The 25,192-nt window shown below is 58.8% G+C and carries 22 protein-coding genes and 1 pseudogene; 15 read left to right on the top strand and 8 right to left on the bottom strand.

The window, feature by feature from the left end:
- Positions 1-123: 123 nt before the first annotated feature.
- The 3 genes and pseudogenes from AB4P90_RS06760 to fdxA form a co-directional block, all read left to right on the top strand.
- Positions 124-327: pseudogene (locus AB4P90_RS06760) on the top strand (DUF3077 domain-containing protein); the annotation flags it as partial.
- 215 nt (positions 328-542) lie between these two features.
- A complete protein-coding gene (gene mutS / locus AB4P90_RS06755; RefSeq protein WP_014717149.1) occupies positions 543-3,134 on the top strand; it encodes a DNA mismatch repair protein MutS in 2,592 nt (863 codons plus the stop codon).
- A 142-nt stretch (positions 3,135-3,276) separates the two neighbouring features.
- Positions 3,277-3,600, top strand: a complete 324-nt coding sequence (gene fdxA, locus AB4P90_RS06750) for a ferredoxin FdxA (RefSeq protein ID WP_014717148.1) — start codon at positions 3,277-3,279, stop codon at positions 3,598-3,600.
- Positions 3,601-4,122: 522 nt separating this feature from the next.
- On the opposite strand, the gene apbC is transcribed toward fdxA, so the two are convergent.
- The gene (gene apbC / locus AB4P90_RS06745; RefSeq protein ID WP_339232895.1) at positions 4,123-5,217 is read right to left on the bottom strand and encodes an iron-sulfur cluster carrier protein ApbC; all 1,095 of its coding nucleotides are present in this window, start codon (positions 5,215-5,217) and stop codon (positions 4,123-4,125) included.
- Between the two features lie 173 nt (positions 5,218-5,390).
- Between apbC and metG the strand changes: the two genes are divergently transcribed.
- The 4 genes from metG to AB4P90_RS06725 all read left to right on the top strand — a co-directional run bounded on the left by metG (position 5,391) and on the right by AB4P90_RS06725 (position 9,487).
- Positions 5,391-7,442 carry a methionine--tRNA ligase gene (gene metG / locus AB4P90_RS06740; RefSeq protein ID WP_060767092.1) on the top strand — a complete coding sequence of 684 codons (2,052 nt, stop codon included), beginning with the start codon at positions 5,391-5,393 and terminating at the stop codon, positions 7,440-7,442.
- Positions 7,443-7,529: 87 nt separating this feature from the next.
- Positions 7,530-8,498 (top strand): electron transport complex subunit RsxB, encoded by a 969-nt coding sequence (gene rsxB / locus AB4P90_RS06735; protein ID WP_069868302.1) that lies wholly within the window; start codon positions 7,530-7,532, stop codon positions 8,496-8,498.
- Positions 8,499-8,558: 60 nt separating this feature from the next.
- Positions 8,559-9,197, top strand: coding sequence for an endonuclease III (gene nth / locus AB4P90_RS06730; protein ID WP_003188989.1), 639 nt, complete (start codon positions 8,559-8,561; stop codon positions 9,195-9,197).
- Positions 9,198-9,304: 107 nt separating this feature from the next.
- A complete protein-coding gene (locus AB4P90_RS06725; RefSeq protein WP_014717144.1) occupies positions 9,305-9,487 on the top strand; it encodes a PA3496 family putative envelope integrity protein in 183 nt (60 codons plus the stop codon).
- Between the two features lie 83 nt (positions 9,488-9,570).
- Here the strand turns inward: AB4P90_RS06725 and AB4P90_RS06720 are convergent, their stop codons facing one another.
- From AB4P90_RS06720 to AB4P90_RS06710, 3 genes are all read right to left on the bottom strand, one after another.
- A complete protein-coding gene (locus AB4P90_RS06720) occupies positions 9,571-10,203 on the bottom strand; it encodes a response regulator transcription factor (protein ID WP_003188986.1) in 633 nt (210 codons plus the stop codon).
- A 608-nt stretch (positions 10,204-10,811) separates the two neighbouring features.
- Positions 10,812-12,029 carry an argininosuccinate synthase gene (locus tag AB4P90_RS06715; protein WP_003188984.1) on the bottom strand — a complete coding sequence of 406 codons (1,218 nt, stop codon included), beginning with the start codon at positions 12,027-12,029 and terminating at the stop codon, positions 10,812-10,814.
- 128 nt (positions 12,030-12,157) lie between these two features.
- A complete protein-coding gene (locus AB4P90_RS06710) occupies positions 12,158-13,066 on the bottom strand; it encodes an OmpA family protein (RefSeq protein WP_032903290.1) in 909 nt (302 codons plus the stop codon).
- Positions 13,067-13,222: 156 nt separating this feature from the next.
- Between AB4P90_RS06710 and pyrC the strand changes: the two genes are divergently transcribed.
- Entirely contained in the window at positions 13,223-14,269 is a 1,047-nt protein-coding gene (gene pyrC, locus AB4P90_RS06705) for a dihydroorotase (protein ID WP_014717142.1), read from the top strand.
- Positions 14,266-14,937: a ribonuclease T gene (gene rnt, locus AB4P90_RS06700; protein ID WP_003188980.1), complete on the top strand. Its 672-nt coding sequence runs from the start codon at positions 14,266-14,268 to the stop codon at positions 14,935-14,937. The genes pyrC and rnt overlap by 4 nt, the downstream gene beginning before the upstream one ends.
- Before the next feature lie 64 nt (positions 14,938-15,001).
- Here the strand turns inward: rnt and AB4P90_RS06695 are convergent, their stop codons facing one another.
- Complete coding sequence (locus AB4P90_RS06695; RefSeq protein ID WP_003172097.1) at positions 15,002-15,604, bottom strand: peroxiredoxin; 603 nt, start codon at positions 15,602-15,604, stop codon at positions 15,002-15,004.
- Between the two features lie 243 nt (positions 15,605-15,847).
- On the opposite strand from AB4P90_RS06695, the gene AB4P90_RS06690 reads away from it, so the two are divergent.
- Positions 15,848-16,066, top strand: coding sequence for a bacterioferritin-associated ferredoxin (locus tag AB4P90_RS06690; protein WP_003188977.1), 219 nt, complete (start codon positions 15,848-15,850; stop codon positions 16,064-16,066).
- A 201-nt stretch (positions 16,067-16,267) separates the two neighbouring features.
- Positions 16,268-16,738, top strand: a complete 471-nt coding sequence (gene bfr / locus AB4P90_RS06685; protein WP_012722487.1) for a bacterioferritin — start codon at positions 16,268-16,270, stop codon at positions 16,736-16,738.
- Between the two features lie 68 nt (positions 16,739-16,806).
- Here bfr and grxD read toward each other — a convergent pair whose 3' ends face one another.
- Complete coding sequence (grxD, locus tag AB4P90_RS06680) at positions 16,807-17,145, bottom strand: Grx4 family monothiol glutaredoxin (RefSeq protein ID WP_014717141.1); 339 nt, start codon at positions 17,143-17,145, stop codon at positions 16,807-16,809.
- Between the two features lie 77 nt (positions 17,146-17,222).
- Positions 17,223-19,331, bottom strand: a complete 2,109-nt coding sequence (locus AB4P90_RS06675) for a molybdopterin oxidoreductase family protein (RefSeq protein ID WP_395605763.1) — start codon at positions 19,329-19,331, stop codon at positions 17,223-17,225.
- Positions 19,332-19,764: 433 nt separating this feature from the next.
- On the opposite strand from AB4P90_RS06675, the gene argF reads away from it, so the two are divergent.
- Both argF and AB4P90_RS06665 read left to right on the top strand, forming a co-directional pair.
- Positions 19,765-20,685 carry an ornithine carbamoyltransferase gene (argF, locus tag AB4P90_RS06670; RefSeq protein WP_014717139.1) on the top strand — a complete coding sequence of 307 codons (921 nt, stop codon included), beginning with the start codon at positions 19,765-19,767 and terminating at the stop codon, positions 20,683-20,685.
- On the top strand, positions 20,682-21,791 hold the full coding sequence (locus AB4P90_RS06665; RefSeq protein WP_014717138.1) for an ABC transporter ATP-binding protein: 1,110 nt from the start codon (positions 20,682-20,684) through the stop codon (positions 21,789-21,791). The genes argF and AB4P90_RS06665 overlap by 4 nt, the downstream gene beginning before the upstream one ends.
- Before the next feature lie 133 nt (positions 21,792-21,924).
- On the opposite strand, the gene ybaK is transcribed toward AB4P90_RS06665, so the two are convergent.
- Positions 21,925-22,395 (bottom strand): Cys-tRNA(Pro) deacylase, encoded by a 471-nt coding sequence (gene ybaK, locus AB4P90_RS06660; RefSeq protein WP_014717137.1) that lies wholly within the window; start codon positions 22,393-22,395, stop codon positions 21,925-21,927.
- 325 nt (positions 22,396-22,720) lie between these two features.
- Here ybaK and AB4P90_RS06655 point away from each other — a divergent pair, with 325 nt between their 5' ends.
- A complete protein-coding gene (locus tag AB4P90_RS06655; RefSeq protein WP_014717136.1) occupies positions 22,721-23,578 on the top strand; it encodes an MIP/aquaporin family protein in 858 nt (285 codons plus the stop codon).
- 76 nt (positions 23,579-23,654) lie between these two features.
- Entirely contained in the window at positions 23,655-25,160 is a 1,506-nt protein-coding gene (gene glpK / locus AB4P90_RS06650; RefSeq protein WP_395605762.1) for a glycerol kinase GlpK, read from the top strand.
- Positions 25,161-25,192: the final 32 nt, after the last annotated feature.

The raw sequence follows: 25,192 nt of genomic DNA, 5'->3' as shown, positions 1-25,192 counted from the left end.
GAAATTATATTCACCCGCTCGAAAACGCTCGCCCCGGAAAGAATCTCGCGAAGGCACGACCTGCGAGCGCAACTTAAACAATTCTTCATAAACACGACTTTATGAAAAGCCAGAGCAGGTTCACGCATTAACAGCGGTGTTTCCTTGCAAAACGCCTTGCACCCCACCTCCAATCTTCTCCACGTCGCCAAGCTGCTCGCAGAAGATGCGGCGATGACCATGGAGACGGACCGTTACGCCTGGGCTTCGCATGATTTGCAGGAAATGGTCGAGGCGGTGGTTGATGATGGGGTGAAGGTGTTGGATTCGCCGGTTAATACCCAGTAAGCCGCGAAAATAGAAAAGGCGGGTAACCGCTAACCTGTGGCGGCGCCGCTCCTTTAGTGGTGGATATCGGGGCGGCACCGCTTTTGCTTTTTTACCTATCCGTTTGCGACCTGCGAACCCCCGACCTCGCGTGTTAACCTTGCCGCCATCGCAAAAAATGCTGGGCCAAGCGCCCCCTTTGCCCCATCACTTTCAACGAATTTGCCTACTACCCAATGAGTAAAAACACTTCAGACCTGTCCTCCCACACCCCAATGATGCAGCAGTACTGGCGCCTGAAAAACCAGCACCCTGATCAGTTGATGTTCTATCGCATGGGCGACTTCTACGAGATCTTCTACGAAGACGCGAAGAAGGCCGCCAAGCTGCTGGACATTACCCTGACCGCGCGTGGGCAGTCGGCGGGGCAGTCGATTCCGATGTGTGGGATTCCTTATCACTCGTTGGAAGGCTACTTGGTCAAGCTGGTCAAGCTGGGCGAGTCGGTGGTGATCTGTGAGCAGATCGGTGACCCGGCCACCAGCAAAGGGCCGGTGGAACGCCAGGTGGTGCGCATCATCACCCCAGGCACGGTGAGTGATGAGGCGTTGCTGGATGAGCGTCGCGACAACCTGATCGCTGCGGTATTGGGCGATGAGCGTCTGTTCGGCCTGTCGGTGCTGGATATCACCAGTGGCAACTTCAGCGTGCTGGAGATCAAGGGTTGGGAAAACCTGCTGGCGGAGCTGGAGCGTATCAATCCGGTGGAGTTGTTGATCCCGGATGATTGGCCCAAGGACTTGCCCGCCGAGAAGCGTCGGGGAACCAAACGTCGTGCACCGTGGGATTTTGAACGTGATTCGGCACTGAAAAGTCTGTGCCAGCAGTTCTCGGTGCAGGACCTTAAAGGCTTTGGTTGCGAAACCCTGACCCTGGCTATCGGCGCTGCCGGCTGCCTGCTCAGCTACGCCAAGGAAACCCAGCGTACCGCCCTGCCGCACTTGCGCAGCCTGCGCCATGAGCGTCTGGACGATACCGTGGTGCTTGATGGCGCCAGCCGTCGCAACCTGGAACTGGACACCAACCTGGCCGGTGGCCGCGATAACACCCTGCAATCGGTGGTAGACCGTTGCCAGACCGCCATGGGCAGCCGTTTGCTGACCCGTTGGCTGAACCGTCCGCTGCGGGACTTGACCGTGCTGCAAGCACGCCAGTCTTCTATTACTTGCCTGCTCGACGGCTATCGCTTTGAAAAGCTGCAGCCGCAACTGAAAGAAATCGGCGATATCGAACGTATCCTGGCACGGATCGGTTTGCGCAATGCACGGCCCCGTGACCTGGCGCGCCTGCGTGATGCCTTGAGCGCCCTGCCGCAGTTGCAAGTGGCGATGACCGAGCTGGACACGCCGCACCTGCAACAGCTGGCAGTGACTGCCGGCACGTACCCGGACCTCGCGGCACTGCTGGAAAAAGCCATCATCGACAACCCGCCCGCGATCATTCGTGACGGCGGCGTGTTGAAAACCGGCTACGACAGCGAGCTGGATGAGCTGCAATCCCTGAGCGAAAACGCCGGGCAGTTCCTGATCGACCTGGAAGCCCGCGAAAAAGCCCGTACCGGCCTGGCTAACCTGAAAGTCGGCTACAACCGCGTGCATGGCTACTTTATCGAGTTGCCGAGCAAGCAGGCGGAGTCTGCGCCTATCGACTATCAACGTCGCCAGACCCTCAAAGGCGCCGAGCGTTTTATCACCCCAGAGCTCAAAGAGTTCGAAGACAAGGCGCTGTCGGCCAAAAGCCGCGCCCTGGCGCGGGAAAAGATGCTCTACGAAGCCTTGCTCGAGGACCTGATCAGCCGCCTGGCGCCGTTGCAAGACACCGCCGCCGCCCTGGCGGAGCTGGATGTGTTGAGCAACCTCGCCGAACGGGCGCTGAACCTGGACCTCAACTGCCCACGGTTTGTCAGCGAACCGTGCATGCGCATCGTGCAAGGCCGTCACCCGGTGGTAGAGCAGGTGCTGACCACGCCGTTCGTCGCCAATGACCTGTCGCTGGACGACGATACCCGCATGTTGGTGATCACCGGTCCGAACATGGGTGGTAAATCCACCTACATGCGCCAGACCGCGTTGATCGTGCTGTTGGCGCATATCGGCAGCTTTGTACCCGCAGCCAGTTGCGAGTTGTCGCTGGTGGACCGCATTTTCACGCGGATCGGCTCCAGCGATGACCTGGCCGGTGGCCGTTCGACCTTTATGGTGGAAATGAGCGAGACCGCCAACATTTTGCACAACGCCACCGAGCGCAGCCTGGTGCTGATGGACGAAGTAGGTCGTGGTACCAGCACCTTCGACGGCCTGTCCCTGGCTTGGGCCGCGGCCGAACGCTTGGCGCATTTGCGTGCGTACACGCTGTTCGCCACGCACTACTTCGAGCTGACGGTGTTGCCGGAAAGCGAGCCGCTGGTGGCCAACGTGCATCTCAATGCCACCGAGCACAACGAGCGCATCGTGTTCCTGCACCATGTGCTGCCAGGGCCTGCGAGCCAGAGCTACGGCCTGGCCGTGGCGCAGTTGGCCGGTGTGCCGAACGAGGTGATCACCCGTGCCCGCGAACACCTCAGCCGCCTGGAAACCACGGCCCTGCCCCATGAAACCGTGGTCGCCAGCCCGGCCAAGGCCGGCAAGAAACCTGCCGCGCCGCATCAGAGCGATATGTTCGCCAGCCTGCCCCATCCGGTGCTGGATGAGTTGGCAAAGCTTGACCTGGATGACTTGACGCCGCGTAAAGCGCTCGAAATGTTATATGCACTGAAGACTCGGATATAACGCAGACGCTTGCAAGCTGATAGAATCTCGCGCGGTTTGGGATGCTGCGGGCTTTTAGCCTGGTCCGCAGACTATCGCTCTCAAACCTCGCGAACCCCACCACAAGGGGTTTCGCTGCCGCCGCCTGAGGAGAAAATTAGAAATGACCTTCGTCGTCACCGACAACTGCATCAAGTGCAAGTACACCGACTGCGTAGAAGTCTGTCCGGTGGACTGCTTCTACGAAGGCCCGAATTTCCTGGTTATCCACCCGGATGAGTGCATCGACTGCGCCCTGTGTGAACCAGAATGCCCGGCCGTCGCGATTTTCTCCGAGGACGAAGTGCCTGCGGGCATGGAGCAATTCATTCAGTTGAACGTCGAGTTGGCAGACATCTGGCCAAACATCACTGAGCGCAAAGATCCGATGCCGGACGCCGCCGAATGGGATGGCAAGCCCAACAAGATTGAGCAACTAGAGCGCTAAAGCGCCACTGCCCAACAAAAAAAGGCCCTTGAGGGCCTTTTTTGCGTTCGGGTGCCTGGGTTCACTTTTCTACAGGCAAAAAAAGGGGCGGTATGACCCGCCCACATTTTTTCCCTAGTCCCTGTATTCCTTTTCATCATCCTGATGAATCGCATCCTGCGACGTTCCTTCAAACCATCGTTCCTTGATGGCTGTGCCAATCCGTGGACACAGGGCTGATGTTAGAGCGTTCCAAGGGAAGTTCAACGCGATCCCCACGGCGGGCTGACAAAAGTTGCCGCTCGCCAGCATGAAAATAATCGTTATTTTTCAAAAAGATAGATAATAGCTTCGTCGATTCAAGACGTACGCAACCGCTAAAAAAACCAAACACTTACGAAAAAGTAAGCGAATGCTTACACGTGCATTGCGCAAAGTAGCAACAAGCCCTTTTGGCGCCCCACCTGTAGGAGCGAGCTCGCTCGCGAAAAACCTGAGAGCACCACGGATCGTCAGGCTTTTCGCGTAACCGTTAAAGCCTAATCAATCGTCGCTCACGGTAATGGTCGGCATTGCCGGCGCCGTCGCTTCCTGCAAAACAATCCGCGCACCGACGTGACGGGCCAATTCCTGATAGATCATCGCGATCTGCCCATCGGCCTCTGCCGCGACGGTAGGTTTGCCACCATCGGCCTGCTCGCGAATCTCCATCGCCAATGGCAGCGATGCCAGCAGTTCAACGCCATACTGGGTAGCGAGCTTCGCCCCCCCGCCCTCACCGAACAGATGCTCGGCATGCCCGCAGTTGGAACAGATGTGCACCGCCATGTTTTCCACGACGCCCAGCACCGGAATGTTGACCTTGCGGAACATCTCCACACCTTTCCTGGCGTCCAGCAGCGCCAGGTCCTGAGGCGTGGTGACAATCACCGCACCGGCCACCGGCACTTTCTGCGCCAGGGTCAGTTGAATGTCGCCGGTGCCTGGCGGCATGTCGATCACCAGGTAGTCGAGGTCGCCCCAAGCTGTTTGTGTGACCAGTTGCAGCAACGCACCGGAGACCATTGGCCCGCGCCAGACCATCGGCGTGTTGTCATCGGTGAGAAACGCCATGGACATCACTTCCACACCCAGCGACTCGATCGGTACAAACCATTTCTGATCCTTGACCTTCGGCCGTGTGCCTTCGGCGATGCCGAACATCACGCCCTGGCTCGGCCCGTAGATATCGGCATCGAGAATGCCCACGCGCGCCCCTTCCCGGGCCAAGGCCAGGGCCAGGTTGGCCGCGGTGGTGGATTTACCCACGCCACCCTTGCCGGAAGCCACCGCCACCACATTCTTGACGTTGGCCAGACCCGGGATCTGCGCCTGGGCCTTGTGCGGCGTGATCACGCATTGGATGTCGACCTTGGCCGAACCCACACCGTCGAGGCCCTCGATAGCCATTTGCAGCATCTGCGCCCAACCGCTTTTGAACAATCCCGCGGCATAACCCAGTTGCAACTGCACCGCCACCTGGTCGCCCTGGACCTCGATGGCACGTACACAGCCGGCACTGACCGGGTCCTGGTTCAAATAGGGGTCGGTGTACTGGCGAAGAACGGCTTCCACCGCTGCGCGATTGACGGCGCTCATGGGCTACTCCCGAAAAAAAGACTGACTGAAACAGGCGGCTATCCTAACCGTTCCAGCCGCCGAACGGCATGCTTTCGAAGGTACGGAAGATTCTGAAACAGCGTCACGGGGTGAAATAAATTTCCCGGCGCTTTATAGTGGCCGACCTCCGTTTCATCAAGTAGCCGAGCCCCATGTCCGAGCCACGCAAGATCCTCGTCACCAGCGCCCTGCCCTATGCCAATGGTTCGATCCATCTTGGCCATATGCTTGAGTACATCCAGACCGATATGTGGGTGCGCTTCCAGAAGCATCGCGGCAATCAATGCATTTATGTCTGCGCGGACGACGCCCACGGTTCGGCCATCATGTTGCGCGCTGAAAAGGAAGGCATCACCCCGGAACAGCTGATCGCCAATGTGCAGGCTGAACACAGCGCCGACTTTGCCGAGTTCCTGGTGGACTTCGACAATTTTCACTCGACCCACTCCGACGAAAACCGCGAGCTGTCGAGCCAGATCTACCTGCGGTTGAAGGAAGCCGGGCACATCGACCAACGTTCGGTGACCCAGTATTTCGACCCGGAAAAGAAAATGTTCCTGGCCGACCGTTTCATCAAGGGCACCTGCCCGAAATGCGGCACCGAAGACCAGTACGGCGACAACTGCGAAAAATGTGGTGCGACCTACGCACCGACCGACTTGAAGGATCCCAAGTCAGCGATCTCCGGCGCCACGCCGGTGCTCAAGGACTCGCAGCACTTCTTCTTCAAGCTCCCGGATTTCCAGCAAATGCTGCAAACCTGGACGCGCAGCGGCACCTTGCAGGACGCCGTGGCCAACAAACTCTCCGAATGGCTCGACAGTGGCCTGCAGCAGTGGGACATCTCCCGCGACGCGCCGTACTTCGGCTTCGAGATTCCGGGCGAGCCAGGCAAGTATTTCTATGTATGGCTGGACGCGCCGATCGGCTACATGGCCAGCTTCAAGAACCTGTGCGATCGCACCCCGCAGTTGGACTTCGACGCGTTCTGGGGCAAGGACTCCACCGCCGAGCTATACCACTTCATCGGCAAGGACATCGTCAACTTCCACGCGCTGTTCTGGCCGGCAATGCTTGAAGGCTCGGGCTACCGCAAGCCGACCGGCATCGCCGTGCACGGCTACCTGACGGTCAACGGCCAGAAAATGTCCAAGTCCCGTGGCACCTTTATCAAGGCGCGCACCTACCTGGACCATCTGTCGCCGGAATACCTGCGCTATTACTACGCATCCAAGCTGGGCCGTGGCGTCGACGACCTGGACCTGAACCTGGAAGACTTCGTACAGAAGGTCAACTCGGACCTGGTGGGTAAAGTCGTCAACATCGCCAGCCGTTGCGCCGGGTTCATCCACAAGGGCAACGCCGGTGTACTGGTAGCCGAGAACGCCGCACCGGAACTGACCGACGCGTTCCTGGCCGCCGCGCCGAGCATCGCCGACGCTTATGAAGCCCGCGACTTTGCCCGCGCCATGCGCGAGATCATGGGCCTGGCCGACCGCGCCAACGCCTGGATCGCCGACAAGGCGCCATGGTCGCTGAACAAGCAGGAAGGCAAGGAAGCGGAGGTTCAGGCGATCTGCGCCACCGGGGTCAACCTGTTCCGTCAGTTGGTGATCTTCCTCAAGCCGGTGCTGCCATTGCTGGCCGCCGATGCCGAGGCGTTCCTCAACGTGGCGCCGTTGAGCTGGAACGATCACACCACCTTGCTCGGTAATCATCAGTTGAACGCGTTCAAGCCCTTGATGACCCGGATTGACCCGGTGAAAGTCCAGGCCATGACCGATGCTTCGAAAGAAGACCTGGTGGCCAGCCAGACCGATACCGGCCAATCCGCGCCGGCGGGCAATGGCGAGCTGGTCAAGGACCCGATTTCCCCGGAAATCGATTTCGACGCCTTTGCCGCCGTGGACCTGCGCGTGGCGCTGATCATCAAGGCCGAGGCCGTGGAAGGCGCCGACAAGCTGCTGCGCCTGACGCTGGATATCGGTGACGAACAGCGCAACGTGTTCTCCGGCATCAAGAGCGCTTACCCGGACCCGTCCAAGCTCGATGGTCGCCTGACCATGATGATCGCCAACCTCAAGCCACGAAAAATGAAGTTTGGCATTTCCGAAGGCATGGTGATGGCTGCGGGCCCTGGCGGCGAAGAAATCTACCTGCTGAGCCCGGACAGCGGTGCCAAGCCGGGTCAACGCATCAAGTAACCTCTGCAAAATGCCCCGCTGTTGCTACAGCGGGGCTTCTCAGCTTGCCCTCCTCCCTGGACCGGGCATCAACGCTATGATCACAGCATGAACCTCATTCAACGTATCGACGCGCTGCTGCCGCAGACTCAATGCGGCAAGTGCGGGCACCCGGGCTGCAAGCCCTACGCAGAAGGCATCGCTAAAGGCGAAGCCATCAACAAGTGCCCGCCCGGTGGGCAGGAAACCATTGCCGGGCTCGCGCAACTGCTGCGCCTGCCGGTACTGGAGCTGGACACCAGCCGTGGAGATGCGCCTGCGCAAGTCGCCTATATCCGCGAGGCCGAATGCATCGGCTGTACCAAATGCATCCAGGCCTGCCCGGTGGACGCCATTGTGGGTGCCGCCAAGTTGATGCACACCGTGATTGTCGACGAGTGCACCGGTTGCGACCTGTGCGTTGCGCCTTGCCCTGTCGACTGTATCGAGATGCGCCCACTTGCTGACGTTCTGCCTATCGTCGGTGACTTGGCCAGCAACGATGATGAACGGCGTGTACGCGACCGCAAACGCAACCGGGCGCGGCGGCGCTTCGAGCAACGTAACGCCCGCCTGCAACGTGAAGAAGCCTACAAGCTCGCCGAACGCCTGGCACGAGCCAAGCGCACAGCGCCGATGGAGGTGGCACCGGTTGATAACACTCAGGCCGCTCAGGACGCTGCGATCAAGCAGGCCAAAAGCAGCGTCGCCATGAGTCGCGCTCAGTTGCACAAATCCTTGAAAGCGTTTGGGCATCCGCCGACCTTTGAGCAACAGTCGCAATTGATTATGCTGCAGCGGCAGTTCGAGGCATCCGAGCAGGCGCTTGCCGCACTGGAGGCCAACAGCTCACCGCAGCCACCAAAGACGACCACTAAAAGCGCCGAGTTCAAGCGCGCAAAAATCCAGCTGGCCATGCGCCGTGCAGCGTTGAAAAAGGCTCAGGATCACCATGCCGACGAGCATCAATTGGCAACCTTGAAAGCCGCATTGAATGCCGCCGAGCAAACGCTGCAAGATGCCGAGGCCAACGGCTGACCCAGTGCGCTGTGTATTGCTAACATCACGCCGACCGCCTGCAAGGAAACGCCTGTCCCTATGAATGCCGCAAAACGCCTGGAAATCTTCCGCAGGTTTCACGAAGACAATCCGGAACCGAAAACCGAACTGGCCTACTCCTCACCGTTCGAATTACTGATTGCGGTGATCCTATCGGCTCAATCCACAGACGTAGGCGTTAACAAGGCCACGGCGAAGTTGTACCCCGTGGCCAATACACCCGCCGCGATTTACGCCCTGGGTGTGGAAGGCTTGTCCGAATACATCAAAACCATCGGCCTGTATAACAGCAAGGCCAAGAATGTGATCGAAACGTGCCGCCTGTTGTTGGAGCTGCATGGGGGTGAGGTGCCACAAACCCGCGAAGCCCTCGAAGCCTTGCCAGGCGTGGGCCGCAAAACGGCGAACGTGGTGCTCAATACGGCGTTTCGGCAGTTGACCATGGCGGTGGACACGCACATTTTCCGCGTCAGCAACCGAACCGGCATTGCACGGGGCAAGAATGTGGTTGAGGTGGAAAAGCAATTGATGAAGTTCGTGCCCAAGCCCTATTTGCTCGACTCCCACCATTGGCTGATCCTGCACGGACGCTACGTTTGCCAGGCCCGCAAGCCGCGCTGCGGCAGCTGCCGTATCGAAGACTTGTGCGAATACAAGGACAAGACCTCCGACGATTGAGCGATCATTGCTTTTTGTGATCAGGCGATTGAAAAAATCTTTTTTACCCGTTCGCGGATTATCGCTATAAGGAGCCCCAACGGCAGTCTTAGCCTGGAGTTGACCTTATGAGCGCTGGCAACGAACAACTGGAAGTGGAAGACGACCTCGTTGAGTCGGATGACGATGTGGTAGAGGCACCTGTGGCAGAGGTGGCCAAGACCAATTTAAGCAAACGCCGCACTATCGACAATCTTCTGGAAGAGCGACGCTTGCAAAAACAGCTGGCCGATTACGACTTCGATCTCTGATCGAGCCGTTGGCGGCCGGAAGCCTCCCTGACGGAGGCTTTTTTCTGCCGGTTACACGGGTATTCAAGAGATGCAATATCCTCCTAGACCAGGCCGTTGCGCTGGGCCAGTTCGATCAAGTCCACGAGGGACCTGGCATTGAGCTTGAGCAGCAAGCGCGTCTTGTAGGTACTGACGGTTTTGTTGCTGAGGAACATGCCATCGGCAATCTCCTTGTTGGTTTTGCCACGGGCCAGTTGCTGCAGCACCATCATCTCCCGCCCCGATAAGCGTTCGACCATGTCGGCTTCACTGGCATTGCCCATGGTTGACCGCACTGAGTTGAGCGCCTGGTTCGGGAAATAGCTATAGCCGGAAAGCACCGCCTTGATGGCACTGAGCAACTCTGTCAGATCCTGCTGCTTGCACACATAGCCGGCGGCACCCGCCTGCATGCAGCGCATGGAAAAATGGCCAGGCGCCTGGGACGTCAGCACCAGCACCTTGAACGAGACGGCTTGCTTGGTCGAAGCCAGCCGACAAATAACTTCCAAGCCGTCGAGCTTGGGGATTCCGATATCCAGTATCACAATATCCGGCATATGTTCCCGTGCAAGTTGCAACGCATCGACACCGTTATCAGTCTCGGCAACGACCTCATAACCATGACGCTCCATTAGCATGCGCACAGCAAGACGAATGACGGGATGATCATCCACGATCAGCACTTTATTCATGAGAAAGTCCAATTTCGCTGTTCGAATTATTTAGAGCAAACACAATAGCCTAGTCGATTACTAGTTGGCATAGCATTCCACCCCGAGCAAGAGCAGGCAGAGACCCAACCCACAAGAAGATAGGAATTAACCTACAAAAATTCGCCAACTTAGATGCATGTAGCTTTATGGTTGCTTTCAGACCTTTCCCGGCGCGCACATATTTTGAGTGAAATGTCTGGGGCATGAGCCCCTGAAGGTAAACGTGCCGCACAAGACTTTCAGGAAATGCCCCTTGCTTGTCGCAATGACGCCCGCAAACCGACCCGGAAAAACCGTCCGCATTAGTTCCATTTAACATATTTCAACACTTCCGCAATTCCTACAGAAAATTCAACAACTCACATCTCCATTGCAACTACATGAGTGAATTTTCTGTCAGACATAGTTCCTCCCCAGATGTAAAAAATGATTCAGCCTTAAAAAAAGATAAACCGGTAAATAATTGCGTAAGTTACGAAAAAACCTTAAACACACGCTAAACGCTAATAAACAGTGCGACATCTAAAATCCAGGCAAAAAAAATGGCCCCTTGCATAAGGGGCCATTTTTCACGACAGGCGCACGGTTCAGAACAACGAGCGGCCCTTGTTGGCAGCAATGCGCATGCGCAGTGCGTTCAACTTGATGAAGCCTGCCGCGTCCGCCTGATTGTAGGCCCCGCCGTCTTCTTCGAAGGTGGCGATGTTGGAGTCGAACAGCGACTCATCGGACTTGCGGCCGGTGACGATCACGTTGCCCTTGTACAGCTTCAGGCGCACAACACCGTTCACATGAGCCTGGGAGGCGTCGATCATCTGTTGCAGCATCAGACGCTCAGGGCTCCACCAGTAACCGGTGTAGATCAGGCTGGCGTACTTGGGCATCAGCTCGTCTTTGAGGTGAGCGACTTCGCGGTCCAGGGTGATGGATTCGATGGCGCGGTGGGCGCGCAGCATGATGGTGCCACCTGGGGTTTCGTAGCAGCCACGGGACTTCATGCCCACGTAACGGTTCTCGACGATGTCGAGACGGCCGATACCATGCTGGCCACCGATCCGGTTCAGGGTCGCCAGTACGGTGGCCGGGGTCATTTCAACGCCGTCCAGCGCAACGATATCGCCGTTACGGTAAGTCAGTTCCAGGTACTGCGCCTTGTCTGGAGCGTTCTCCGGGGAGACCGTCCATTTCCACATATCTTCTTCGTGCTCGGTCCAGGTGTCTTCCAGCACGCCGCCTTCATAGGAGATGTGCAACAGGTTGGCGTCCATTGAGTACGGCGACTTCTTCTTGCCGTGGCGCTCGATCGGGATGGCGTGCTTTTCAGCGTAATCCATCAGCTTTTCACGGGACAGCAGGTCCCATTCCCGCCACGGCGCAATGACTTTCACCCCTGGCTTGAGTGCGTACGCACCCAGTTCGAAACGGACCTGGTCGTTGCCCTTGCCGGTGGCGCCGTGAGAAATGGCGTCGGCGCCCGTTTCGTTGGCGATCTCGATCAGGCGCTTGGCGATCAGCGGACGTGCGATGGAGGTACCCAGCAGGTACTCACCTTCGTAGACAGTGTTGGCGCGAAACATCGGGAAAACGAAATCGCGGACGAATTCTTCGCGCAGGTCGTCAATGTAGATCTCTTTCACGCCCATGGCTTGCGCCTTGGCACGTGCAGGCTCGACCTCTTCACCCTGACCCAGGTCAGCGGTGAAGGTCACCACTTCACAGTTATAAGTATCCTGCAGCCACTTGAGGATCACCGAAGTGTCCAGGCCGCCGGAATACGCGAGAACGACCTTGTTTACGTCGGCCATGCCATCACTCCACGGGGTTGTACGGAAAGGCGACGATTCTACCGATCAAAACCGTGAAATTACAGGGGCGCGACAGCAAATGAAGATAAAGCGACAGATTATGTCGAGTGGGCGACCGATGGTCGCCCTTATGAGGTAGCCGCCGGGTTGCTTGGCGCAATGGTCTGGGGCGCCGGTTTCTCGGGGGCAGCCACGCGCTCCAGCTGAATATTCACACGGCGGTTACGCGCACGGTTGGCGGCATTGGTGTTGGGCGCCAAGGGGTAGCTTTCGCCATGGAAGCGCATCGTGATTTGCGATTCCTGAATGCCGTTGGCCTTGAAGTAGTCCATCACCGCCAGGGCGCGGCGCCGTGAGACGTCACGGTTGGTCAGGCGATTGCCACTGTTATCGGAATGACCGTTCAACTCGACATGATTGACCGTGGGATCGGCTTTCATGAATGCCAGGATCACCGACAACTTCTTCTTGGCCGCCGCGTCCAGCTCAATACCACCACCGGGGAAGCCCACTTCAGTCTGTTTGACCTGGTCGTAATTCATGGGCAGCAGCTTGGTGGTGCACACCTGATAATCGTTGTACGCCTTGTTGAACTTCACAGGCAGCAGGCGAATTTCCGAGTAGCCGCCTTGACGCCCGTAATGCCGCACGGTCGGGCTGCGCCCTTCAAGCAAACCCGTGAACAGGCGGCCGGCCTGGGCCTGGGAGCTATTGAACAGGACGTCGCCGCTGCCGACACGCACGGCCCCCAGGTTGATATCACCTCGGCCCGGCTGCCAAGGCGCGGCAGCGGCCAACAGGGTTGCGGAGCCGGCGCCGAGGCTGCTGCCATAGGTTTTCAGACGAAACGTCGCCTGTTCGCCGGCCCGGCGTACGAATTCACCGGAACCGAAATCGCTGATCGGCTGGGTCAGGCGGCACTCGAACTGATCGCCCTCTACCTTCCACTCAATATTCTCCAGACGTGTCTGGAACGTGAGGGCCGCCGCAGGCAGGCTGGCGAACACACTGAGCAGGGCTAGATAATACTGGCGCACGGGAGGCTCCACTGGTTTCTACAACACTTCAAAGCGTCATACATCGTTAAGGCATACCCGGAGATATCGGTAGCATCCGGCAAAACTTGATAGCGAGTGCCTGCAAGAGTCTTTTCCGGTAGCATTCCCACCAGATTGACCCGCCTGGAATCCCCAATGTCCGACCGCCTGACCCTGCTGCGTCCCGACGACTGGCATATTCATCTTCGCGATGGTGCTGCGTTACCTCAAACCGTGGCCGATGTCGCGCGCACGTTTGGCCGCGCCATCATCATGCCTAACCTCGTACCTCCGGTGCGCAATGCCGCAGAAGCCGACGCCTATCGCCAGCGCATCCTCGCTGCGCGACCGGCCGGCAGCCGCTTCGAACCGTTGATGGTGCTCTACCTCACCGACCGCACCCAGCCTGAAGAAATCCGTGAAGCCAAGGCCAGCGGTTACGTGCACGCCGCCAAGCTGTACCCGGCAGGCGCGACCACCAACTCCGATTCCGGCGTGACCAGCATCGATAAGATCCTGCCGGCAATCGAAGCCATGGCGGAGGTCGGCATGCCATTGCTGATCCACGGGGAAGTCACCCGTGGCGATGTGGACGTGTTCGATCGCGAAAAAATCTTCATCGATGAACACATGCGTCGTGTGGTCGAGCTGTTCCCCACGCTCAAGGTGGTGTTTGAACACATCACCACCGCCGATGCGGTGCAGTTCGTCAGCGAGGCGTCGGCCAACGTTGGCGCGACCATCACGGCCCATCACCTGCTCTACAACCGCAACCACATGCTGGTGGGCGGGATTCGGCCGCACTTCTACTGCCTGCCGATCCTCAAACGCAACACCCATCAGGTAGCCCTGCTGGATGCCGCCACCAGCGGCAACCCGAAGTTCTTCCTCGGCACCGACTCGGCCCCCCACGCCCAGCACGCCAAGGAAGCCGCATGCGGCTGCGCCGGCTGCTACACCGCGTTTGCCGCCATCGAGTTGTACGCCGAAGCGTTTGAACAACGTAATGCTCTGGACAAGCTCGAAGGTTTCGCCAGCCTCAACGGCCCGCGTTTCTACGGCCTGCCGGCGAATACCGACCGCATTACCCTGGTTCGTGAAGACTGGACCGCCCCTGCCAGCCTGCCGTTTGGCGAGCTGACCGTTATCCCGCTGCGCGCCGGTGAAACACTGCGCTGGCGCCTGCTGGAGGAAAGCAAGTGAGTGAAGACCATTACGACGACGAACAAGAGCACGGCGGTGGTGGCTCGCGCCATCCGATGGCCGAGCGTTTTCGCGGCTATCTGCCGGTCGTCATCGACGTAGAAACCGGTGGTTTCAACTGCGCCACCGATGCCTTGCTGGAAATTGCCGCAACCACCATCGGCATGGACGAACAGGGCTTTGTGTACCCGGAACACACCCATTTCTTTCGCGTCGAGCCGTTTGAAGGCGCCAATATCGAAGCCGCTGCCCTGGAATTCACCGGGATCAAGCTCGACCACCCACTGCGCATGGCGGTAAGTGAAGAAGCGGCGCTGACCGACATCTTCCGTGGCGTGCGCAAGGCATTGAAGGCCAATGGCTGCAAACGTGCGATCCTGGTCGGTCACAACAGCAGTTTCGACCTGGGCTTCCTGAACGCCGCCGTGGCGCGGTTGGACATGAAGCGCAACCCGTTTCATCCGTTCTCCAGTTTCGACACCGCAACGCTTGCAGGCCTGGCCTACGGTCAGACCGTTCTGGCCAAAGCCTGCCAGGCGGCCGGTATCGACTTTGACGGGCGTGAAGCCCACTCGGCCCGCTACGACACCGAGAAGACCGCCGAGCTGTTCTGCGGCATCGTCAACCGCTGGAAGCAGATGGGCGGCTGGGAAGACTTCAACGACTGAAGTCAAATCCCGCGCATAAAAAAACCGGCCTTTTCAGGCCGGTTTTTTTTACCGTGACGTTGGCTTACAGCTTGCCAGCGTTCTCGGTCAGGTAAGCCGCAACGCCTTCTGGCGAAGCGTTCATGCCTTTGTCGCCTTTTTTCCAGTTGGCAGGGCAGACTTCGCCGTGCTCTTCGTGGAATTGCAGCGCGTCGACCAGGCGGATCAGCTCTTCCATGTTACGGCCCAGCGGCAGGTCGTTGATGATCTGCGAGCGCACAACGCCCTTGTCATCGATGAGGAACGCGCCACGGAACGCCACGCCGCCTTCGGACTCAACGTCGTAGGCCTTGGCGATGTCGTGCTTCATGTCGGCAGCCATGGTGTATTTGACTTTACCGATACCGCCGTCATTGATGGCGGTGTTGCGCCAGGCGTTGTGGGTGAAATGGGAGTCGATGGAAACCGCGACCACTTCAACGTTGCGCGCCTTGAAATCGTCCATGCGGTGGTCCAGGGCGATCAGCTCCGAAGGGCAGACGAAGGTGAAGTCCAGCGGGTAGAAGAACACCAGGCCGTATTTGCCTTTGATGGCTTCAGACAGCTTGAAGCTGTCTACGATTTCGCCATTGCCGAGGACGGCTGGTACGTCGAAATCCGGGGCTTGTTTACCGACGAGTACGCTCATTGGATATCTCCTGATATAGGGGTGACGATTGAAGTAAAAGGACCGGTCGAATCTGCCTGTGGAAACAGACAGAAATATGACGCAATCACGCTTCGTGAAGACCGACCATCATACACCGAAAAAACCGTTCGTCAGCGCACGGGCAATTCCCCCCGGATTGCTGCTGAAACTATTTTGACAATCATTCTCGTTAACATTAAGATCCATCGCACTTAAGCCATAAACCCGCGACGGTTCTCACTTATGTATGTCTGCCTCTGCACTGGCGTCACCGACGGACAAATCCGCGAAGCAATCTACGAAGGTTGCTGCAGCTATAAGGAAGTACGTGAAACCACCGGCGTTGCCAGCCAGTGTGGCAAATGTGCTTGCCTGGCCAAGCAAGTGGTACGGGAAACCCTGACGCAGCTGCAAACAGCCCAGGCCGCGCTCCCCTACCCAGCAGAATTTAAACACGCCTGAATAGGCATGTTTTGAAGAACCGGACCTAGTGTCCGGTTTTTTTATGCCATCAATTCAAATAGTTAGCGCCAAGACGCGGAACACAAACATTCTTATTCCGATTAATTTTCATTTATTATTCAATAACTTAGGTTTGACACTAAGATTTTCACCGCTCAGACTCCGCCCTATACACAGCTATTACAGGGCAGGACCCCAGTCATGAAAGGCGACATCTCAGTCATCCAGCAACTCAACAAAATCCTTGCCAATGAACTGGTCGCGATCAATCAGTACTTTCTGCATGCGCGCATGTACGACGATTGGGGCCTGGAAAAGCTCGGCAAGCGTGAATACAAAGAGTCGATCAAGGCCATGAAGGACGCCGACGCGCTGATCAAGCGCATCCTGTTCCTGGAAGGCCTGCCGAACGTACAGGACTTGGGCAAGCTGAACATCGGCGAGCACACCCAGGAAATGATCAGCAGCGACCTGGGCTTCGAGCGCAAGAGCCACAGCGATCTGAAAGCCGCTATCGCTCACTGCGAAACCAAGGGCGATTTCGGCAGCCGTGAACTGCTGGAAGATATCCTGGAAGATCAGGAAGAGCATATCGACTGGCTTGAAACCCAGTTGGGCCTGATCGACAAGGTCAGCCTGGAGAATTACCTGCAATCGCAGATGGGTGAATAACCCGTAGCGTTCAGGCACAAAAAAGCCCCGCTCTCACCAGAGAAGCGGGGCTTTTTATTGCTCGCCAATTAGGCGTCAGTCTTGACTGCTGCTTTTTGCGCTGCGTCTTTGATCAGCGCTTGCAGCGAACCATCAGCTGCCATTTCAGTGATGATGTCGCTACCGCCAACCAGCTCACCGGCTACCCACAACTGCGGGAAAGTCGGCCAGTTGGCGTACTTTGGCAGGTTGGCACGGATTTCAGGGTTTTGCAGGATATCCACGTAAGCGAACTTCTCGCCGCATTGCATGACGGCCTGGGACGCTTTTGCGGAGAAACCGCACTGAGGCGCGTTAGGTGCGCCCTTCATGTAAAGCAGAATGGTGTTGTTGGCAATCTGCTCTTTGATCGTTTCGATGATATCCATGGAACACCTCTGCAGGAACTTTGCGACTCACGGGTCGGCACGGTGGCGCATTGTAACGCAAAAATCCAGCAGGATGCTCAGGCCGCCGCCACCTTCACCGGTACGCCGTTGAGCGCCGCATTACCCGACAACTCGTCCAATTGCCGCTCGTCGGTCAAGTCATTGGCACTCGCCCCCGGCTGGCCGCTCGCGATGCTCATCTGCACGCCCGGACGACCGTGGCCCCAGCCGTGAGGCAAGCTGACCACACCCGGCATCATGTCCGTGCTGGCCGCTACTTCCACTTCGACCATACCGATACGCGAACTCACCCGCACCCGCTGGCCATCGCTCAACTGACGGCTAGCCAGATCATCGGGGTGCATCAGCAGTTGATGGCGTGGCTTACCCTTCACCAGCCGGTGATAGTTATGCATCCAGGAATTATTGCTGCGCACATGCCGCCTGCCAATCAATAGCAGTTCGTCGGCCACCGGCAACGGCTGCGCGGTGAAACGCGCCAGGTCTGCCAGGATCACGGCCGGTGCCGCTTGCACCTTGCCATCCGCGGTTTTCAAACGTGCCCCGAGGTTGGGCTTGAGCGGCCCCAGGTCCACGCCATGGGGATGATCCGCCAGCATGGCCACCGACAGTTTATGACTGGATGCGTCACCATAGGCACCCGCACGCAGGCCGAAGTCGATCATCTGTGCCGGTGGCAGGGTGGGCTTGAGCACCGCGCCAGTGTGCGCCGCAAACGCCTTGGCCAAGCCGACAAAAATCTCCCAGTCATGCAACGCCCCCTCAGGCTTGGGCAGGATGGCACGATTGAAGCGCGTGACATTGCGCACCGCAAACAGATTGAAGGTGGTGTCGTAGTGATCGTTTTCCAGCGCCGAGGTGGAGGGCAAGATCAGGTCGGCATAACGCGTGGTCTCGTTGATATACAGGTCGATGCTGACCATGAATTCCAACCCGTCCAGTGCTTGCTCCAATTGGCGACCGTTAGGTGTGGACAGCACCGGGTTGCCGGCCACCGTCACGAGGGCGCGGATCTGCCCTTCACCCTCGGTCAGCATTTCTTCGGCCAGCGCCGACACCGGCAGTTCTCCACCGTACTCCGGGCGTCCGGACACGCGGCTCTGCCAGCGGTTGAAATGGCCGCCGCTGGTGGAGGCCACCAGGTCCACCGCGGGGCTGGTGCAGAGCGCGCCGCCGACGCGGTCCAGATTGCCGGTCACCAGGTTGATCAGTTGCACCAGCCAATGGCACAGCGTGCCAAACGCCTGGGTCGAGACCCCCATGCGGCCATAACAAACGGCCTTGTCAGCGCCGGCGAAGTCCCTGGCCAACTGGCGGATCTGCTCGGCAGGCACCGCACACTGGCGGCTCATGGCCTCGGCATCGAAGCTGGCAATCGCCTTGCGTACATCATCCAGGCCTTCCACCGGCAAATGGCTGTCGCGTGTCAGCCCTTCTGTGAACAACGTGTTGAGCACCCCAAACAACAACGCCGCATCGCCGCCGGGGCGTACGAATACGTGCTGGTCGGCGATGGCTGCCGTCTCGCTGCGCCGCGGGTCGACCACCACCACTTTTCCGCCCCGCGCCTGGATGGCCTTGAGGCGTTTTTCCACATCGGGCACGGTCATGATGCTGCCATTGGAGGCCAGCGGGTTGCCGCCGAGGATCAACATGAAGTCGGTCTGGTCGATGTCGGGGATGGGCAACAACAGGCCGTGGCCGTACATCAGGTGGCTGGTGAGGTGATGAGGCAACTGGTCTACCGAGGTCGCGGAAAAGCGATTGCGCGTCTTCAACAGCCCTAGAAAGTAGTTGCTGTGGGTCATCAACCCATAGTTATGCACGCTTGGGTTGCCCTGATACACCGCCACCGCGTTCTGCCCATGCCGCGCCTGGATACCCGCAAGCCGCTCGGCCACCAGGGCAAAGGCTTCATCCCAGCCAATCGGCTGCCATTCGCTGCCCACCCGCCGCATGGGTTGGTGCAGGCGGTCCGGGTCATTCTGGATGTCCTGCAGGGCCACGGCTTTGGGGCAGATGTGGCCGCGACTGAAACTGTCCAGAGGGTCGCCCTTGATCGAGGTGATCGCCAGGCGACCGTCTTCGCCTTGGGTGGTTTCCAGGGTGAGGCCGCAGATGGCTTCGCACAGGTGGCAGGCACGGTGGTGGAGAGTCTTGGTCATGGCCAGTCTCTTTTATAGGGGCTTTGGCTCAACTATGGGCCGCGACCACTTGGGGCGCCAGCAACCTTCGCGTTGTGAATCGACAGGCATAGGCCAGGGCATGGCTAAGCATGAGCAAATGTTTCAGAAACCTTGCCAGCAGGCGCTGAAACCGACGCGGCCTGGCCCAAGCCCGCCCCCGCGCATTGCAAAAGGCCTGGACGCCAGTGTACAAATGGCTCGCTGCTGTCAGGAAATCGTCTTCAAACGCGCGCCAGCGCCCTGCTTGAACATCCCTAAAGCCGTAGCCCTATTGGTAAAACGCGACATTTAATGTCAATATCGCGTCTTCCCCTATTTCGTCGCCCCGTGCGGCTTTCGCCGCAGGTCTCGCCCGTTGTCGCAATAAACAAGGCTTTGAGTATCTGCGGTCTGTTGCAAAAGGTAGTTAATGATGAGCGCAAGGCACTTTCTCTCCCTGATGGATTGCACGCCCGAAGAGCTGGTCAGCGTGATCCGTCGCGGCATTGAGCTTAAAGACCTGCGTAACCGCGGTGTACTGTTTGAGCCGTTGAAAAACCGGGTGCTCGGGATGATTTTCGAAAAGTCCTCGACGCGCACACGCCTGTCGTTCGAAGCCGGCATGATCCAGCTGGGTGGCCAGGCCATCTTCCTGTCACCGCGCGACACCCAGTTGGGCCGTGGTGAGCCGATCAGCGATTGCGCCATCGTGATGTCGCGCATGCTCGATGCCGTGATGATCCGTACCTTCGCCCACAGCACCTTGACCGAATTTGCCGCCAACTCCCGTGTGCCCGTGATCAACGGCCTGTCCGATGACCTGCATCCCTGCCAGTTGCTGGCCGACATGCAAACCTTCCTCGAACACCGTGGCTCGATCCAAGGCAAGACCGTGGCCTGGATCGGCGACGGCAACAATATGTGCAACAGCTATATAGAAGCGGCGATCCAGTTCGACTTCCACCTGCGTATCGCCTGCCCTGAAGGCTACGAGCCCAGCGCCGAGTTCATGGCCAAGGCCGATGGCCGTGTGCAACTGCTGCGCGATCCAAAAGACGCAGTGGTCGGCGCGCACCTGGTCAGCACAGACGTCTGGACCTCCATGGGCCAGGAAGACGAAACCGCCAAGCGCCTGGCCCGGTTCGCGCCGTTCCAGGTGACTCGCGCGTTGCTCGACCTGGCCGCGCCGGACGTGCTGTTCATGCACTGCCTACCCGCCCACCGGGGCGAAGAAATCAGCCAGGACCTGCTCGACGATCCGCGCTCAGTCGCGTGGGATCAGGCCGAGAACCGCCTGCATGCGCAAAAAGCCTTGCTCGAATTCCTCGTCCCGCCGTCGTACCACCACGCATGAGCCAGCCATTACTGCTGAACCTGCGCAATCTGGCATGCGGCTATCAAGACCAGCGGGTGGTGCAGAACCTCAACCTGCACCTCAACGCCGGTGATATCGGTTGCCTGCTCGGCTCTTCGGGCTGCGGCAAGACCACTACCCTGCGCGCGATCGCAGGCTTTGAGCCGGTGCATGAAGGCGAAATCAGCCTGGCGGGCGACGTCATCTCCCGCGCCGGTTTCACCCTCGCGCCGGAGAAGCGTCGCATCGGCATGGTGTTCCAGGACTACGCATTGTTCCCGCACCTGAGCGTGGCTGACAACATCGCCTTTGGCATTCGCAAACACCCGCAAAAAGAGCGCGTGGTCGCCGAGTTGCTGGAACTGGTCAACTTGAAGAACCTGGGCAAGCGCTTCCCCCATGAGCTTTCCGGTGGCCAGCAACAACGCGTCGCCCTCGCCCGCGCCCTGGCGCCGGAGCCGCAGCTGCTGTTGCTGGATGAACCCTTTTCCAACCTCGATGGCGAACTGCGCCGCAAGCTCAGCCATGAAGTGCGCGACATCCTCAAGGCACGCGGCACTAGCGCGATCCTGGTGACCCATGATCAGGAAGAGGCCTTCGCCGTCAGCGATCACGTCGGGGTCTTCAAGGAAGGCCGACTGGAGCAGTGGGACACACCCTACAACCTCTATCACGAACCGCAGACGCCTTACGTTGCCAGTTTCATCGGCCAGGGGTATTTCATCCGTGGGCGGCTGAACTCACCGGAATCGGTCAGCACTGAACTGGGCGACTTGCGCGGAAACCGAGCCTATACCTTGCCGACCGGTGCAGCAGTGGATGTGCTGCTGCGCCCGGACGACATCGTGTATGCGCCGGACAGCGCGTTGAAAGCCCGGATCGTCGGCAAGACCTTCCTCGGCGCCTCAACGCTGTACCGGTTACAGCTGCCGACCGGCGCGCAATTAGAGTCGATTTTCCCCAGCCATGCCGATCACCAAGTGGGCGCAGAGGTGGGGATCCGTGTGGCGGCTGAACATTTGGTGGTGTTCCAGGCATCCGGCAGCACAGCGGCGCAGATTCCCGCTGTTGAGTCAGGCGTGCGCCGCCACAGCGTCGCTCACTGACGAAACCGGATCAAACTGTGGGAGCTGGCTTGCCTGCGATACAGACAACTCGGGTTATCTGTTACACCGCGTTGATGCTATCGCAGGCAAGCCAGCTTCCACATTTGATCCTCATAGACTTCAAAGATGATTATCAGGCCCGCCCGATCGGTGCGAATTTGGCCTGGGTGTGTTCTGCCAGCACCGCCGCTGGCAATTCAACTTCCAGGCCTCTTCTGCCCGCGCTGACAAAAATCGTTGCAAAGGGTTGCGCCGTTTCATCGATAAACGTGCGCAGGCGCTTTTTCTGCCCCAACGGACTGATGCCGCCCAACAGATAACCCGTGGAGCGCTGCGCCGCTGCCGGGTCAGCCATTTCGACTTTCTTCACACCCGCAGCGTGAGCCAGGGCTTTCAAGTCCAGACTTCCGACGACCGGCACCACCGCCACCAACAATTCACCCTTCTCACTGCTCGCCAGCAGCGTCTTGAACACCTGGGCCGGGTCCAGGCTCAATTTCTCCGCGGCCTCCAGCCCATACGAGGCTGCCTTGGGATCATGTTCATAACTATGCACACGATGTTCGGCGCGAACTTTTTTCAACAGGTCCAATGCAGGGGTCATAGCGGCTCCGGGCGGGCAAACTGATGGCCAATTCTAGGCCAAGCCTACCTAAAACGCTCTAGCACAGACCTATTACCGCTTAAGCAACGCGCCTTGGCCATGATCATTCATCACACCAATAGTTCGGAAATGACCAATGGTTCACTTTCGACCTTTGACAGCGGTCATTCTTGTCTATATTTTTTCGTTTCCGAATACCGTAGGAATAATCCTGCGGTACTCCGCAGTAAGCCGCGATCCAGGATGGGGATCCTTCTCGTGGTGAATATCGCGCAACTGCCCGTTGAGGCCGTGCGCAAGACAAGAACAACAATTGAGGTTTTCCATGACAACTGCTCTTCAACAGCCTTCACTTTCGAGCCAATGCATGGCCGAATTCCTGGGCACCGCGCTGCTGATCTTCTTCGGCACAGGATGCGTCGCCGCGCTCAAGGTCGCGGGTGCGAGCTTTGGCTTGTGGGAAATCAGTATCATCTGGGGGGTCGGCGTGAGCATGGCGATCTACCTGAGTGCCGGTATTTCCGGGGCTCACCTCAACCCAGCGGTCAGTATCGCCCTGTGCATCTTTGCCGATTTTGAAAAGCGCAAACTGCCCTTCTATATTCTTGCCCAGGTCGCCGGCGCCTTTTGCTCCGCCGCCCTGGTGTACACGCTCTACAGCAATCTGTTTTTCGATTACGAACAAACCCACCACATGGTCCGCGGCTCCCAAGCCAGCCTGGAATTGGCCTCGGTGTTCTCCACCTATCCCCATGCGCTGCTGAGCACGGCCCAGGCATTCCTGGTGGAGATGGTCATCACCGCCATCCTGATGGGCGTGATCATGGCCCTCACCGACGATAACAATGGCCTGCCACGCGGCCCCCTGGCCCCCCTGCTGATCGGTTTGCTGATCGCGGTGATTGGTAGCGCCATGGGCCCCCTGACCGGCTTTGCGATGAACCCGGCACGGGATTTCGGCCCCAAGCTGATGACCTTTTTCGCCGGCTGGGGTGAAATGGCCTTTACTGGCGGTCGAGATATTCCTTACTTCCTGGTGCCGATTTTCGCCCCGATTGTCGGCGCATGCCTGGGTGCTGCGGCCTATCGCGGGCTGATTGCCCGCCATCTGCCGAGCGCAGCACCGGCTATCGCTGAAGAAACACCTGACACGGCTGTCAACGGCAAGACTCGTATTTCCTGAAAGCGCCAGCCTGGTCCCCTGCCCTTCGCGGCCCAGGCTGATTTCTGACTTCCTTATTTCGTCCAAGGCAATTGACATGACCGACCTTCAGAATAAGAACTACATCATTGCCCTTGATCAGGGCACCACCAGTTCCCGGGCGATCATCTTCGATCGTGACGCCAACGTGGTGTGTACCGCCCAGCGTGAATTCGTCCAGCACTACCCGCAGGCGGGCTGGGTTGAACATGACCCGATGGAAATCTTCGCCACCCAGAGCGCGGTGATGGTTGAGGCGCTGGCCCAGGCCGGCCTGCACCATGACCAGGTGGCCGCCATCGGTATCACCAACCAGCGTGAAACCACGGTGGTCTGGGACAAGATCACCGGCCGCCCGATCTACAACGCCATCGTCTGGCAGTGCCGTCGCAGCACCGAGATCTGCCAGCAGCTCAAGCGCGACGGCCATGAGCAATACATCAGCGACACCACGGGCCTTGTGACCGACCCGTACTTCTCCGGCACCAAGCTCAAGTGGATCCTCGACAACGTCGAAGGCAGCCGCCAACGTGCGCGCAATGGCGAACTGCTGTTCGGCACTGTCGACAGCTGGCTGATCTGGAAATTTACCGGCGGCAAGACCCACGTCACCGACTACACCAATGCGTCGCGCACCATGCTCTTCAACATCCACACACTGGAGTGGGATGCGAAGATGCTGGAGACTCTCGACATCCCGCGAGAAATGCTCCCTGAAGTGAAGTCATCGTCGCAAATCTATGGCCGTACCAAGAGCGGCATCGCTATCGGTGGCATTGCCGGCGACCAGCAAGCGGCCCTGTTTGGCCAGATGTGCGTGGAAGCGGGCCAGGCCAAGAACACCTACGGCACCGGCTGCTTCCTGCTGATGAACACCGGCGACAAGGCGGTGAAATCCAAACACGGCATGCTCACCACCATTGCCTGCGGCCCGCGCGGTGAGGTTGCCTATGCCCTGGAAGGCGCGGTCTTCAACGGCGGCTCCACCGTGCAATGGCTGCGTGACGAGCTGAAGATCATCAACGATGCCCACGACACCGAATACTTTGCCGGCAAGGTCAAAGACAGCAACGGCGTGTACCTGGTACCCGCCTTCACCGGCCTCGGCGCGCCCTACTGGGACCCGTATGCCCGTGGCGCACTGTTCGGCCTGACCCGTGGCGTACGCGTAGACCACATTATTCGCGCAGCCCTGGAGTCGATTGCCTACCAGACCCGCGACGTCCTCGACGCCATGCAACAGGACTCGGGCGAACGCCTCAAGGCCCTGCGCGTGGACGGCGGCGCGGTTGCCAACAACTTCCTGATGCAATTCCAGGCCGACATCCTCGGCACCCAGGTAGAACGCCCGCAAATGCGCGAGACCACAGCCCTCGGCGCGGCCTACCTGGCGGGCCTGGCGTGTGGCTTCTGGGGCAGCCTGGACGAGTTGCGCGGCAAGGCGGTAATCGAGCGCGAGTTCGAGCCACAGCTGGACGAGGCGGCCAAAGAGAAACTCTACGCCGGCTGGCAAAAAGCTGTGAGCCGCACCCGTGACTGGGAGCCGCACGAAGGCGCCGAATAAGCCAAGTGCTGGCTTACGGCAGGTTGTAACTG

The sequence above is a fragment of the Pseudomonas sp. B16120 genome, from assembly GCF_044218845.1.
GTDB lineage: Bacteria > Pseudomonadota > Gammaproteobacteria > Pseudomonadales > Pseudomonadaceae > Aquipseudomonas > Aquipseudomonas paracarnis.
Note: the sequence above shows the minus strand (reverse complement) of the source record. Positions and strands in the feature narration are given on the sequence as shown.